Source organism: Streptococcus sp. 3.1 (assembly GCF_016648915.1).
Classification (GTDB): Bacteria; Bacillota; Bacilli; order Lactobacillales; family Streptococcaceae; genus Streptococcus; species Streptococcus salivarius_E.
The window spans coordinates 15,629-29,403 of the sequence record NZ_JACLQV010000023.1 but is presented as its reverse complement, the minus strand read 5'-3'; the positions used below and the strand labels follow the sequence as shown (position 1 = coordinate 29,403).

Sequence of the window (13,775 nt, the reverse complement as noted above, 5' to 3'; positions counted from 1 at the left end):
CTGTCCTTTTGGAAGAGTCGCCAGTGATTTTTCAAGGCTCGATAGGGTAGTGACTTCTTATCGAATTGGTTCATAATTGCAATTCTTGTCTTTAAAAAGGCTCGACTAAGGTGCTGGATGATGTGGAAACGATCAAGAACGATTTTTGCGTTTGGAAAGAGTCTGCGGGCTAGTGGGATGTAGGCTCCAGACATATCCATCGTGATAAACTGCACCTTTTGGCGAGCTTTTAATGGATACTTCAAAAAGTAGTTTCGTATAGAGGTTTGGCAGCGATTATCAAGGATGGTTATGAGTTTGTTGGTCTCATAGTTTTGAGCCACAAAAGCGAGTTCACCTTTCTTGAACCCAAACTCATCCCAGGACATAACAGCTGGGAGTTTGTCATAATGTTCCTTGAAAGTAAACTGGTCAAGTTTACGATAGACAGTGGACGTCGATACACGAAGTCTTCTGGCAATATCCGTTAGTGATACCTTCTCAGTTAGAAGTTGTGCAACCTTTTGTCGGATAAGGTTGGAGATTTGGTGGTTTTTCTCAACGATTGAGGTTTCAGCCACCGTTACTCTCTTACACACTTTACACTGGAAGCGACGTTTCTTCAGACGTAGTAGTGTTGGAGTTCCATCTTGTTCAAGAAGAGGGATTTTAGAAGATTTTTGAAAGTCGTACTTGATCATCATTCCATGGCAATGAGGGCATGGTGGTGCAGAATAATCAAGTTTTGCATGAATCTCGATATGAGTATTAGTTTCCAAAACAAGAGAAATAATGATGTTAGGGTCTTTAATTCCGATTAATTCTGTGGTATTCTTAATAAGTCTCATAAGTTCTTCCTAATGATGGTTTGGTTGCTTTTCATTATAGTTCTTATGGGACTTTTTGTTTACACTCAAAAAGCTCTATAATCTCTACAGTGGTTTTACCCACTACAGAAATTATAGAGCCTTAAAGAGTCTCTCCGATTGGAGGGATTCTTTTTTACTGAAAATCCTTAATATGTAAACTTATGCATTATATATGTTAAAATACCTGAATTTAGTGTATAATCATAAACATGAAACGAAATTTTGACTCAGTAAAACGCCTGGTTATCAAAATCGGGACTAGCTCTCTGGTTTTACCATCAGGGAAAATTAATCTTGAAAAAATCGATCAATTAGCTTTTGTCATTTCTAGCCTGCATAATAAAGGGATTGAGGTTGTCCTCGTATCCTCTGGTGCCATGGGCTTCGGGCTCAATGTCTTAGACCTAGACAAGCGACCGGCTGAAGTTGGTAAGCAACAAGCCGTCTCAAGTGTAGGGCAGGTAGCCATGATGAGCCTCTATTCTCAGGTCTTTTCACATTACCAAACCAAGGTATCTCAGCTTCTTTTGACCCGTGATGTGGTCGAGTATCCTGAGAGTCTGGCCAATGCCATCAATGCCTTCGAGAGCCTCTTCAAGCTTGGAGTTGTTCCAGTTGTTAATGAAAATGATGCTGTCAGCGTAGATGAAATGGACCATGCGACTAAGTTTGGGGACAACGACCGCTTGTCAGCTATCGTAGCTAAGATTGTTGGTGCTGACCTACTCATTATGTTGTCAGATATTGATGGGCTCTTCGATAAGAACCCAAATGTCTATGAGGATGCCACCCTTCGTAGCTATGTCCCAGAGATTACAGAGGAAATTATAGCCTCAGCTGGTGGTGCCGGTAGTAAATTTGGTACAGGTGGTATGATGAGTAAGATTAAGTCAGCTCAGATGGTTTTTGAAAATCAAAGCCAAATGGTTTTGATGAATGGTGAAAATCCACGTGACATCCTTCGTGTCCTAGAAGGAGCCAAGATTGGTACACTCTTTAAAAAGGAGGACTAAGATGACATATATCGATACACTAGGTCAACAGGCCAAGGTGGCAGGTCGTCAGATTGCTAAATTGTCAACAGCAGCTAAAAACGACCTTTTAAATCAGGTAGCTAAAGCTCTAGTAGCTGAGAGTGCCTATATTATCACTGAAAATGCTAAGGATATGGCCAATGCTAAGGAAAATGGTATTTCAGAGATTATGCAAGACCGCTTGCTCTTGACGGAAGACCGTATCGCAGGGATTGCTGAGGGTGTCCGTCAGGTGGCAGATCTTCAGGACCCAATCGGTCAAGTAGTTCGTGGCTATACGAATCTGGATGGTCTCAAAATTGTTCAAAAGCGTGTTCCTATGGGTGTTATCGCTATGATTTTTGAGAGCCGTCCCAATGTCTCAATCGATGCCTTTAGCCTTGCCTTTAAAACCAATAATGCCATTATTCTTCGTGGAGGACGTGATGCCATCAATTCCAACAAGGCCTTGGTTACAGTAGCTCGTAAGGCTTTGGAAAATGCGGGTATCACAGCAGATGCCGTTCAGCTGGTTGAAGATACCTCTCATGAGGTAGCAGAAGAACTCATGGCGGCGACTAAGTATGTAGACTTGCTCATCCCTCGTGGTGGAGCTCGTCTCATCCAAACGGTTAAAGAAAAAGCCAAAGTTCCAGTCATTGAAACGGGTGTTGGTAACTGTCATATTTATGTGGATAAATATGCTAACTTAGATATGGCGACACAGATTGTCATCAATGCCAAGACTCAACGACCAAGCGTGTGTAACGCTGCAGAATCGCTGGTCGTTCATGCTGATATTGCGGAAGACTTCTTACCTAATTTGGAAAAAGCTATTTCAAAAGTTCAGGCTGTTGAATTCCGTGCGGATGAAAAGGCTTTGAAACTTATGGAAAAATCCGTACCCGCTTCACCAGAAGATTTTGCGACAGAGTTTCTTGATTATATTATGTCTGTTAAAGTGGCAGACAGCCTTGATGAGGCCATTGATTGGATTAATACCTACACGACATCGCATTCAGAGGCTATCGTAACTCAGGATATCAGTCGTGCGGAGCAATTCCAAGATGATGTAGACGCTGCAGCTGTCTATGTTAATGCCTCAACCCGCTTCACCGATGGTTTCGTCTTTGGACTAGGTGCTGAAATCGGAATCTCAACCCAAAAAATGCACGCCCGCGGTCCAATGGGACTTGAGGCCCTTACCTCAACCAAGTTCTATATTAATGGCCAAGGTCAAATCAGAGAATAAACCATCAAGCTCCATGAAGGAGCTTTTTTAAGTTAGTTTGCTAGAGTATGAAGCATCTGGTATACTGGTAGTATCATAAAAAAAGGGGATTTTATTATGATTGAAGCCTACAAAAAATTTTGGAAGGGCTATGTCGATTTCACGGGACGTTCAAGCCGTTCAGATTATTGGTTTGCAGTATTAGCAAATATTTTAGTTCTTTGGGCTTTTGGGATTATAACATCCATATTTATAGGTGCCAATGGTGGTAGTATGGACGGCGCACTAGGTACTATTGCAACGGTAATGATATTGGCTATGTTTGTATATTGTCTTGCCGTTATATTACCATTTATTTCAATTCAAGTACGCCGTTTGCGTGATGCTGGCTATCACTGGGCATTTATTTTCTTACGTTTCGCCTTAGGAATAGGTGGGATTATACTCTTGGTTTTGTACTGCCAACCAACAAAAGTAGAAGTGCCATTTAACAACTTCAATAACCCACAGCAATAAAAAGTGTTTATCAGACTTATAGGTTGTTCCTTAGGTCAATTTGTCATACGATAGGTCTTTTGGTATAGTAGAAGTATCAAAAAATGAGGAGATTTTATTATGATTGAAGCTTATAAGAAGTTCTGGAAGGGCTATGTAGATTTTGAGGGACGTTCAACACGTTCAGATTATTGGTTTGTTGTTTTGGCTAATTTTCTGCTGATAATGGCTTTATATATTGCGGCAATTATTTTTGCGGTGGCAGGGAGAAATCAGCCAGGTAGTTTACCTAATATTATTGCTTACATCTTTTTGATTTTAATAATTTTATATGCTTTTGCTACAATCTTACCATCTCTTGCAATTCAAGTACGTCGTTTGCGAGATGCAGGCTATCATTGGGCTTATATCTTCTTACACCTTGGTTTGGGAATAGGTGGAATTGTACTTTTAATCTTGTTCTGTCAACCAACTAAGGTTGAGTATCCATTCAACAACTTCAATAACCCACAACAATAATAATGACTTAACAGCCTCGCTAGGCTGTTTTTTAGTTGATTTGTCACTTGTTATACTGGAAGTATCATAAAAAAGGGGGATTTTATTATGATTGAAGCCTACAAAAAATTTTGGAAGGGCTATGTTGATTTTACGGGACGTTCGACACCTTCAGATTACTGGTTTGCATATTCGGCACATCTATTGATTTTCTTTACTTGGTATTTGCTCATAGCAGTATTTGAAAGAATGGAATCTGAAACAGGATCAAGCGATTTATTTACTATTGGTGTTATTTTACTACTTATCTTTTTTGCCTATGGTGTTGCTGCGGTTTTACCTGGTATTGCTCTAACGGTTCGTCGTTTACGTGATGCTGGCTATAATTGGCCGTATATTTTTATTCCTTTAATCCCATTTGTCGGTATTTTTATCTTCATTTTTCTATTATGTCAACCAACAAAAGTAGAAGTGCCATCCAACAACGTCGATAACCCACAGCAATAATGACAATCAGCCAACTCTTTGAGTTGGTTTTTCTAATGTCAAAAAAGTTTTATGTTAATGTTGCACATTTTAATATTTCTGATATAATCTTATCTGAGACTAATCAATACTAAAATATATTTAAGAAATGTGAATATTCTATGAAACTACTTCGTCATTTAAAAGAAAAACGTTACCTTATTTTGGCATTTACCCTACCGGCTATTCTTTTGGCATTGGCTATTGTCTTTTTGCAGCCTGCGCAGAATCATGCTAAGGTCCAAGTTAAGGTGGGGACTAAGCAATCATCATCAAGCAAACCCAAGGCTTCATCCAAGTCATCGAGCTCAAGTTCGTCGTCATCTTCTTCAACTTCAAGTGAGTCTTCAAGCGAATCGTCGTCATCAAGCTCAACGGTAGAAGCAGCTAGTCAGACAGAAGCAAGCTCAACTCCTGCGGTAGCATCGGCACCAACGCCTTCTTCAGCACAAGAGACTTATCAAGCTCCTCAGTATAACTATGTGCCACCAACAACTTATACCGAGTCACATAGTGAGGTTTCAAGCTATACAGCCCCTGCCTACAGCGCAGATGTTAGCTCTGGAACAGCAGAATAAGAGTCAAAGAGAAGGAAAGTTAGACTAAAAATGAAAAGTAAAGTTTTAGTGTTAGTGACGGCTTTGTCTAGTTTAGTCCTCTTGACAGCTTGTTCAAACCTGCAGAATGGCTTAACAGCGTCGACTTCATCTTCATCAGTAGAGCAGTCACAATCAAGTAGCAGTGAAAGTTCAAGTCAGGAGGAGAAAGTAGATATTTCTTCCTATGATAGCATCATCAGCAAGTACCAAACGGCTGTAGCTGACAATCAAACTGACGCTTCAATTAATCCTTTGGTGGTGACCTATGCTAATTCTCAAACAAGTCCTGCCTCAACGGTCTATACTTATCGTGATTTGGATGGTAATGGTGTTGATGAGTTGATTCTTGCTTTTAAGCCAGGTAAACTCTTTAAAGAACATGTGATTACGGATATTTACACTATCTCTAAGGATAGTGGTCAGGTGATTCGTCTGACAGAAGGTCCACAACTGGGCATGTTGGGTGAGCGTATGACATTGGCCTACCTCATGGATAACACCTTTAGCTACTATGGTAGTGCTGGTGCTATGGCTGGTGGAGGCTCTGGCTACCGCTTTAGTAGTGATGGTCAGTCTCTTGTAAAAGATGACAGTGATTCGGGTGCAGACAAGGTTGATCTTTCTAATTGGGGTTGGAAGGATCTGAGTAGTGCCTCTACTAATAGTAGTTCTAAAACATCGTCGGAAGATAAAACAAGCTCAACCTCACTTAACGCTGATGAATTGAAAAATGGTAACTATAAGTCAGCCGTAGGAACATGGAAGTCTTCAAATGGAAAGACCATTACTATTACTTCGGATGGACAGTTGAATCTCTGGGGCTATACTTACCCTATTGACAAAGTCTCATCCAATCAATATGTGTCAGGTATCTATAGCTTAACTTATGTTGATTCTAGTCCAGTTGGGAATACTCCAATTCAGCTTTGTCCTAAGGGAGTTAGTGATGCAAGTGATGCGGGGGATAACAGTAAGGACCGTATTCTAGCGACGAATGGAGTGCCATCTGAGGAAAGCTATTTTTACAGAGTGGATTAATCTTATCAGATGATATAGTAACTAAAGAGTTAGGCCTCGGGTCTGGCTCTTTTACTATCCTGTCAACTTACAGAACGAGACAATTTCTCTATTCTTGTGCTATAATAAAAGTTATGACTAATGAATTTCACCATGTAACCGTTCTATTACACGAAACTGTTGATATGCTTGATATCAAGCCCAATGGCATCTATGTTGATGCGACCTTGGGTGGCGCAGGACATTCGTCTTATCTTTTGTCGCAATTATCTGAAAAGGGTCATTTGTACTGCTTTGATCAGGACCAAAAGGCTATTGATAATGCTCAAGTGCGTCTCAAGGACTATATTGATAAGGGTATGGTGACTTTCATCAAGGATAATTTCCGTAATCTCAAGTCCAACCTTGAAGCCTTGGGGGTGTCTGAAATTGATGGCATTCTCTATGACTTGGGTGTCTCTAGCCCACAGTTGGATGAGCGTGAGCGTGGCTTCTCCTATAAACAGGATGCCAAGCTAGATATGCGTATGAATGAGGAGGCGAGTCTGACCGCTTATGATGTGGTCAATACCTATCCTTACAACGATTTGGTGCGCATTTTCTTCAAGTATGGTGAGGACAAGTTCTCTAAACAAATTGCACGTAAGATTGAACATGCTCGTCAGGTTAAACCAATTGAGACCACGACGGAACTGGCGGAAATCATTAAATCAGCTAAGCCTGCTAAGGAATTGAAGAAGAAGGGCCATCCGGCCAAGCAAATTTTCCAAGCTATTCGCATCGAAGTGAACGATGAGCTTGGTGCTGCGGATGAGTCTATTCAAGAGGCCTTGGATTTACTTGCTGTGGATGGTCGTATTTCGGTCATTACCTTCCACTCTTTGGAGGATCGATTGACTAAACAGCTTTTCAAGGAAGCTAGTACGGTAGATGTGCCTAAAGGTCTACCCTTTATTCCTGAAGACCTCCAACCTAAGGTAGCCTTAGTTAATCGTAAGCCAATCCTACCTAGTCAGGAAGAATTAGAAGCTAATAACCGCTCGCATTCTGCTAAATTGCGTGTGGCTAAAAAAATCAGGAAATAATTATGGAAAATAAGGAACATCAGATTGTCAATAGAGCCATTAGAAACCATATTCGTTTTATGACGCGTATGGAAAAGGCCTTCTATTCGGCAATTGTTTTGACAGCTATTGTGATGAGTATTGCAGTTGTATTTTTACAAGGGCGTAATCAGGCTATCAAGCAACAAATCACAGACCTTAATAGCAAGATTAGTGATGAAAAAACAGAGCTTAATAATGCAAAGCAGGCGGTTAATGAGTTGACAAACTCTGACCGTATTAAAGAGATTGCTAATAAGGCAGGCCTGTCTATTAATAACGATAGTATTAAGAGTGTGAAGTAACCAATGAACAGATTAAGAAAACTTAAACATTTATTTCTAAACTATGTCGTTAGGGATAGGCGAAAGCCAGCCCAGAATCGACAGCACGTTGGTCAGAACCTTATGGTTCTCAGCATCTTTATCTTTTTCGTCTTTATTATCAACTTTGTGGTGATTATCGGGACAGACAGTAAGTTTGGTGTCGATTTGTCTACCCAGGCTGCTAAATCTTATAACACTAAGACCACGGTGGCTGCCAAGCGTGGGACGATTTACGACCGAAATGGAAATGTTTTGGCTGAGGATTCAACCAGTTATGCCATTTACGCTATCGTGTCGACCAGTTATGTGTCAGCGACTCAAGAAAAACTCTATGTCCAAGATAGTCAGTTTGACAAGGTTGCTGATATTTTAAAGGATAAGCTAGGAATTGAAAAGAGTGATTCCTTGGCCCAATTGCGTACTAAGGGTGCCTACCAGGTTTCCTTTGGGCTAAAGGGGAAGGGAATTACCTACTCTGTTAAAGAAGAACTAGAAAAAGCCTTTAAAGATGCGGGAATTAAGGGGATGGCCTTTGAAGCAACAACGTCACGAATGTACCCTAATGGAACCTTCGCGTCAGAGTTTCTTGGTCGTGCCGAAGCTGTTGAAAATAAAAAAGACGGCTCATATTCTTTAATTGGTCAAACTGGTTTGGAGCGCTCGCTCAATAGCCTCTTGACTGGAACAGATGGAGAGGCCATCTATGAAAAGGATAAAAACGGTAATACGCTTCTAGGTACGGAAACCATTACCAAGGAAGCTATCGATGGTAAGAACATCTATACAACCTTGTCAGCGCCTCTCCAAACCTTCTTAGAAACGCAGATGGATACCTTTATGGAGCAGACGCAAGGTGTCAATGCTTCAGCGACAGTTGTTAATGCTAAGACAGGTGAGATTCTTGCAACGACACAACGTCCGACCTATAATTCTGATACTCTTGAGGGACAGGCTAAGAAAAACTATGATTGGGTTAACCGTCTTTACGAAGCTCAGTATGAGCCTGGATCAACCATGAAGGTCATGCTCTTGTCAGCTGCTATTAACAATGGAAGCTTTAACCCGAATACGACCTATAGTAATGCTAATGGTATTAAGGTTGACGACGTTGAAATTAATGACTGGTCAATCAATGAAGGTATCTCAACAGGTCGTACCATGTCATTTGCCCAAGGCTTCTCTTATTCAAGTAACGTTGGTATGACCATGCTGGAACAAGAGATGGGAGACAAGGTTTGGTCTAGCTACTTATCTCTTTACAAATTTGGTCTTCCAACCCGTTTTGGGATGGTCGGTGAATCTTCAGGGGTTGTCTCTCGAAACTCTGTTAATATAGCTCAATCGTCCTTCGGACAAGGGATTTCGGTGACTCAGGTGCAGATGCTTCGAGCCTTTACCGCTATTTCAAACAATGGTATAATGCTAGAACCTCAATTTATCAAACAAGTTGCCGATACTAACCAAGGCACAGTTCGTACAGCGAAGAAGGAAGTTATCGGTAAGCCAGTTTCTAAGCAGGCTGCCTCTGAAACGCGTAACTATATGATTTCCGTTGGTACAGATCCAGAGTTCGGTACCCTTTACAATAAATCTGAAGGGTCACCTATTATCCAAGTTGGCAATTATGATGTTTCAGTTAAGTCTGGAACGGCTCAGGTTGCTGATGAGAAGACTGGGACCTACAAAGTTGGTTCCAATGAAACCCTCAATTCAGTTGTAGCCATGGTACCTACAGATAATCCAGAATATATCATGTATGTGACTGTACAGGAGCCTAAGACTTGGGATAATAATTTTTATGCAACTGTGGTTAACCCGGTTTTGGAAGAAGCCATGTCTATGGGAGACACCCTAGATACTTCTGTGTCTGAAGGTAGTGAAAAGACCGAGGAAACGAGCTATCAAACCGGCGATATTATCGGTAAGAGTCCGGGCGAGACAGCTAACACCCTTCGTCAAAACTTGATTCATCCGATTGTTCTGGGTGTTGGTGATAAGATTGAGAAGGTTTCTGTAGATGCCAAAGCCAATATCAAGGCTAATGAACAGATTCTTATCATGACCAATGATTTCACAGAACTTCCAGACATGTATGGTTGGACCAAGAAGAACGTTGAAACCTTTGCCAAATGGAAAGGCATTAAAGTTACTTATAAGGGTGGCAAGTCAGGGACTGTTACCAAACAAAGTGTTGCGGCAGGAAAAGCCCTGTCTAAAACCAAGAAGATTACCATTACTTTAGGAGACTAAGATGACTATGAGTCTGATAGCAGGTGTGGCCGCCTTTGTGTTGACGGTGCTCGCCATGCCTCACTTTATTACTTACTACAAAATCAAGAAAATCGGTGGCCAACAAATGCATGAAGATGTGAAGCAGCATTTGGCTAAGGCTGGAACACCAACTATGGGAGGGACAGTCTTCCTAGTGGTTGCCATCTTGGTTAGCTTGATTTTTAACTTCCACGTCTTTAGCGAGGGCCACCAAGCCTATGGTGCTACAGTAGGGATTCTCTTTGTAATTTTGATTTATGGAATCATCGGCTTCCTTGATGATTTCCTTAAGATTTTCCGTCAAATCAATGAGGGACTTAAACCTTGGCAAAAGATGGCCTTGCAGATTATTGCGGGTTTGCTTTTCTACTTTATCCACGTACTCCCTAGTGGGACAGATAGCCTAGCTATTGGTGGATTAACCATTCATCTCGGTGTCTTTTATGTTCTCTTTGTCCTATTCTGGATTGTCGGTTTCTCAAATGCTGTGAACTTGACAGACGGTATTGATGGTTTAGCTTCTATCTCTGTGGTTATCAGCTTGATTGCCTATGGAATTATCGCTTTTGTCAAGGGTGAGTTCGCTATCTTGACTATCATTATCACTATGATTGGGGCACTTCTTGGCTTCTTCGTCTTTAACCACAAGCCAGCCAAGGTCTTTATGGGAGATGTCGGTTCCTTGTCACTTGGAGCTATGCTTGCGGTTATCTCTATTGCCCTACGTGTAGAGTGGACCCTACTCTTGATTGGTGTGGTTTATGTCTTTGAGACAGCTTCTGTCATGCTACAGGTCAGCTATTTCAAATACACTAAGCGTAAGTATGGTGAAGGTCGTCGTATTTTCCGTATGACACCATTCCACCATCACCTCGAGTTGGGTGGTCTTTCAGGTAAGGGTGACAAATGGTCAGAGTGGAAGGTTGATGCTTTCCTTTGGACAGTTGGAGCACTTGCAAGTGCCATTACCCTTTGGATGGTTCTTGGAAACGTTATGAAATAAATGAAAAGAGCAGAAATGCTCTTTTTCTGTTATAATGATAGGGATAGACTAGATAGAAAAGAAGTAACTAAGCATGTCATTTAAAGATTTTAATTTTAAAACATTTATTCAGGAGGCTCTTGACGAGATTAAGTTTAAAGAGCCAACACCTGTTCAACAGAAATTGATTCCTGTAGTCCGTTCAGGTCGTGATTTGGTTGGTGAATCAAAGACGGGTTCAGGGAAGACACATACCTTCCTCTTGCCAATTTTTGAGAAACTAAATCCAAAGAGTGGTGATGTTCAGGTTGTTATTACAGCACCATCACGTGAATTGGCGACACAAATTTACCAAGCGACAAAACAAATTGCCAAACACTCTGAGACTGAAATTCGTGTGGTCAACTATGTGGGTGGTACAGACAAGCAACGTCAGATTGAGAAACTCAAGGTAGCACAACCTCATATTGTTATCGGGACACCAGGTCGTATTTATGACCTAGTTAAGTCTGGGGACTTGGCTATCCACAAGGCCCATACCTTTGTTGTTGACGAAGCTGATATGACCATGGATATGGGATTCTTGGATACTGTAGACAAGATTGCGGCAAGTCTGCCTAAGGAAGTTCAAATTTTGGTCTTCTCAGCAACCATTCCTCAAAAATTGCAACCATTCTTGAAGAAGTATTTGACCAATCCAGTCATGGAACAAATTAAAACTTCAACAGTTATTGCGGATACCATTGATAACTGGTTGGTATCTACCAAGGGTCGCAACAAGAATGAACAGATTCTTGAGATGCTTAAGGGGATGCAGCCTTATCTAGCAATGATTTTCGTTAATACCAAGGAACGTGCTGACGATTTGCACAGTTACCTAGTGTCAAATGGTCTTAAGGTTGCCAAAATTCACGGCGGTATTCCACCACGTGAACGTAAACGTATCATGAATCAAGTTAAGAAGCTTGAGTTTGAGTATATAGTAGCGACTGACCTTGCAGCGCGTGGGATTGACATTGAAGGGGTTAGCCATGTAATCAATGACGCCATCCCTCAAGACTTGTCCTTTTTTGTTCACCGTGTGGGACGTACTGGACGTAATGGCTTGTCAGGAACAGCCATCACCCTCTATCAACCAAGTGATGACTCAGATATTCGTGAGCTTGAAAAGATGGGGATTACCTTTGAGCCGAAAGTCTATAAGGACGGCGAGTTTCAAGATACCTATGACCGTGACCGTCGTGCCAACCGTGAAAAAGCCTATCAAAAACTTGATACGGAAATGATTGGTTTGGTTAAGAAGAAAAAGAAAAAAATCAAGCCTGGCTACAAGAAGAAAATTCAGTGGAAGGTTGACGAAAAACGCAAACGTGAACGCCGTGCAGCTAACCGTGCTAAGGGACGTGCTGAGCGTAAAGCTAAGAAGCAAAGTTTCTAAGTATTGGCTTCTAGGTGAGAGCAAATTTTAATTTAAAAATTCAAGAGGTTGAAACCAAAGTGTTTCAGCTTTTTTGATTATTATCAAACTTTTTGGAAACTCAAAAGACCTTATTTAGTTTGAAGATATATTTTTCTTTTGAGCCTAAGGTCTCAAAACTTCCCAACGCTTATGACTACAAAGTCTTAGTCGTCATTATCACAGTGACAAGTCTCAGTATATGCTCACTACACTCGCAAAATAATTGGCTGTCTTAAGAACTGAAAATGTGATGAATAAATAGTTTTTTACTATTTACTACAAAAAAAACAACAAAATGATACAAAAGAAAGTTGATTTTGATAATTTAAGCTAAACTAAAAACATATAGAATGCCTTATTAATAATAGTTGACACATTTTAAATAGCTTTATTAAAGCCATTTTTAAAAAGATTTGATTCTATAATGTTTATGGAAAAAGGGAAAATTGTTGCAAAAGACAAGTATGAATTATTACTTGAAACTTGTGATAATTCCAATGATTTTTTAATATATACTGCAACTGATGGAGGTAATCACCATGAATACAATATTACGAGCCTGTCATTTGAATAAATCATTTGGAAAACAAGAGGTATTAACCGATCTCAATTTCGAAATTCATAGAGGTGACATTGTTGGCTTAATTGGGAAGAATGGTTGTGGAAAGACTACTTTAATGAAGATGATCTTAGGACTTACTCCACTCACAAAAGGGGAAATTCAATTTGAAGGGGATTCAGAATATACTACTAAAAGAAATAGTTTAAATAAAATTGGTTTTCTCCTAGATTGTAAATTATTTGAAGATTTTTCTGCATATGATAATTTGAAATTATTCTCGATGTATTCTTCATCAATTGATAAAAGTGAACTAGATAAACGAATTAATAAGTTGTTAAAATTTGTGGGTTTAGATAATAGTAAAAAACTAGTAAAATCTTACTCATTTGGCATGAAGCAGAGATTGGGTTTAGCATTGGCCTTGTTAGATGATCCTGAGTTTCTGATTCTAGATGAACCATTTGTGGGTTTAGATCCCACAGGAGTTAGAGTTCTTTTAGACTATATTGTGAAGTTACGCCGTGAAGAAAAGGTTACAATATTAATCTCATCACATCAGTTACATGAAATTGAAGAGATTTGTGATTATTTCCTATTTATAAATGAAAAGAGTATTGAAACACATACTAAACTAGGAAAAAATAAAATAATTATTACTTTAGAATATGCAGTGCCGGAGTTGGAACAAAGTCTTAGTAAATTAGTTACCCTAAAAGAAGGTCAGATAATCTTACCACATGATATGATGTTATTGAATTCGATTCTGAAGCTCATTTATAAATATAATTGTGAGATAAAGGACATCACGATGAATGACTCTATTGAAGAATTATTTAGGGGGTGAAA

At 40.1% G+C, this 13,775-nt stretch carries 14 protein-coding genes; 13 read left to right on the top strand and 1 reads right to left on the bottom strand.

Going from position 1 to position 13,775, the window contains the following annotated elements; translation table 11 throughout:
• A partial coding sequence (locus H7U02_RS10310) for an ISL3 family transposase (protein ID WP_201043312.1) occupies positions 1-827 on the bottom strand: 827 nt, incomplete at its 3' end.
• A gap of 230 nt (positions 828-1,057) precedes the next feature.
• Between H7U02_RS10310 and proB the strand changes: the two genes are divergently transcribed.
• The 13 genes from proB (at position 1,058) to H7U02_RS10245 (ending at position 13,773) form a co-directional block, all read left to right on the top strand.
• Positions 1,058-1,861, top strand: coding sequence for a glutamate 5-kinase (gene proB / locus H7U02_RS10305; protein ID WP_110981234.1), 804 nt, complete (start codon positions 1,058-1,060; stop codon positions 1,859-1,861).
• 1 nt (position 1,862) lies between these two features.
• A complete protein-coding gene (locus tag H7U02_RS10300; RefSeq protein WP_110981235.1) occupies positions 1,863-3,113 on the top strand; it encodes a glutamate-5-semialdehyde dehydrogenase in 1,251 nt (416 codons plus the stop codon).
• A 96-nt stretch (positions 3,114-3,209) separates the two neighbouring features.
• Positions 3,210-3,608 carry a DUF805 domain-containing protein gene (locus H7U02_RS10295; protein ID WP_110981236.1) on the top strand — a complete coding sequence of 133 codons (399 nt, stop codon included), beginning with the start codon at positions 3,210-3,212 and terminating at the stop codon, positions 3,606-3,608.
• Positions 3,609-3,707: 99 nt separating this feature from the next.
• Positions 3,708-4,106, top strand: a complete 399-nt coding sequence (locus H7U02_RS10290) for a DUF805 domain-containing protein (RefSeq protein WP_110981237.1) — start codon at positions 3,708-3,710, stop codon at positions 4,104-4,106.
• Positions 4,107-4,193: 87 nt separating this feature from the next.
• Positions 4,194-4,592 carry a DUF805 domain-containing protein gene (locus H7U02_RS10285; protein ID WP_107372349.1) on the top strand — a complete coding sequence of 133 codons (399 nt, stop codon included), beginning with the start codon at positions 4,194-4,196 and terminating at the stop codon, positions 4,590-4,592.
• A 140-nt stretch (positions 4,593-4,732) separates the two neighbouring features.
• On the top strand, positions 4,733-5,188 hold the full coding sequence (locus tag H7U02_RS10280) for a Wzz/FepE/Etk N-terminal domain-containing protein (protein WP_107372348.1): 456 nt from the start codon (positions 4,733-4,735) through the stop codon (positions 5,186-5,188).
• 30 nt (positions 5,189-5,218) lie between these two features.
• Positions 5,219-6,247: a DUF6287 domain-containing protein gene (locus H7U02_RS10275; protein WP_110981238.1), complete on the top strand. Its 1,029-nt coding sequence runs from the start codon at positions 5,219-5,221 to the stop codon at positions 6,245-6,247.
• Positions 6,248-6,360: 113 nt separating this feature from the next.
• The gene (gene rsmH, locus H7U02_RS10270) at positions 6,361-7,311 is read left to right on the top strand and encodes a 16S rRNA (cytosine(1402)-N(4))-methyltransferase RsmH (RefSeq protein WP_110981239.1); all 951 of its coding nucleotides are present in this window, start codon (positions 6,361-6,363) and stop codon (positions 7,309-7,311) included.
• Positions 7,312-7,313: 2 nt separating this feature from the next.
• A complete protein-coding gene (ftsL, locus tag H7U02_RS10265; protein ID WP_002891750.1) occupies positions 7,314-7,634 on the top strand; it encodes a cell division protein FtsL in 321 nt (106 codons plus the stop codon).
• Between the two features lie 3 nt (positions 7,635-7,637).
• A complete protein-coding gene (pbp2X, locus tag H7U02_RS10260; RefSeq protein ID WP_110981240.1) occupies positions 7,638-9,905 on the top strand; it encodes a penicillin-binding protein PBP2X in 2,268 nt (755 codons plus the stop codon).
• Position 9,906: 1 nt separating this feature from the next.
• Positions 9,907-10,929 (top strand): phospho-N-acetylmuramoyl-pentapeptide-transferase, encoded by a 1,023-nt coding sequence (gene mraY, locus H7U02_RS10255; protein ID WP_002891748.1) that lies wholly within the window; start codon positions 9,907-9,909, stop codon positions 10,927-10,929.
• A gap of 73 nt (positions 10,930-11,002) precedes the next feature.
• Positions 11,003-12,346, top strand: a complete 1,344-nt coding sequence (locus H7U02_RS10250; protein ID WP_060971666.1) for a DEAD/DEAH box helicase — start codon at positions 11,003-11,005, stop codon at positions 12,344-12,346.
• Between the two features lie 560 nt (positions 12,347-12,906).
• Positions 12,907-13,773 carry an ABC transporter ATP-binding protein gene (locus H7U02_RS10245; RefSeq protein ID WP_073686178.1) on the top strand — a complete coding sequence of 289 codons (867 nt, stop codon included), beginning with the start codon at positions 12,907-12,909 and terminating at the stop codon, positions 13,771-13,773.
• The last annotated feature ends 2 nt before the right edge of the window (positions 13,774-13,775 follow it).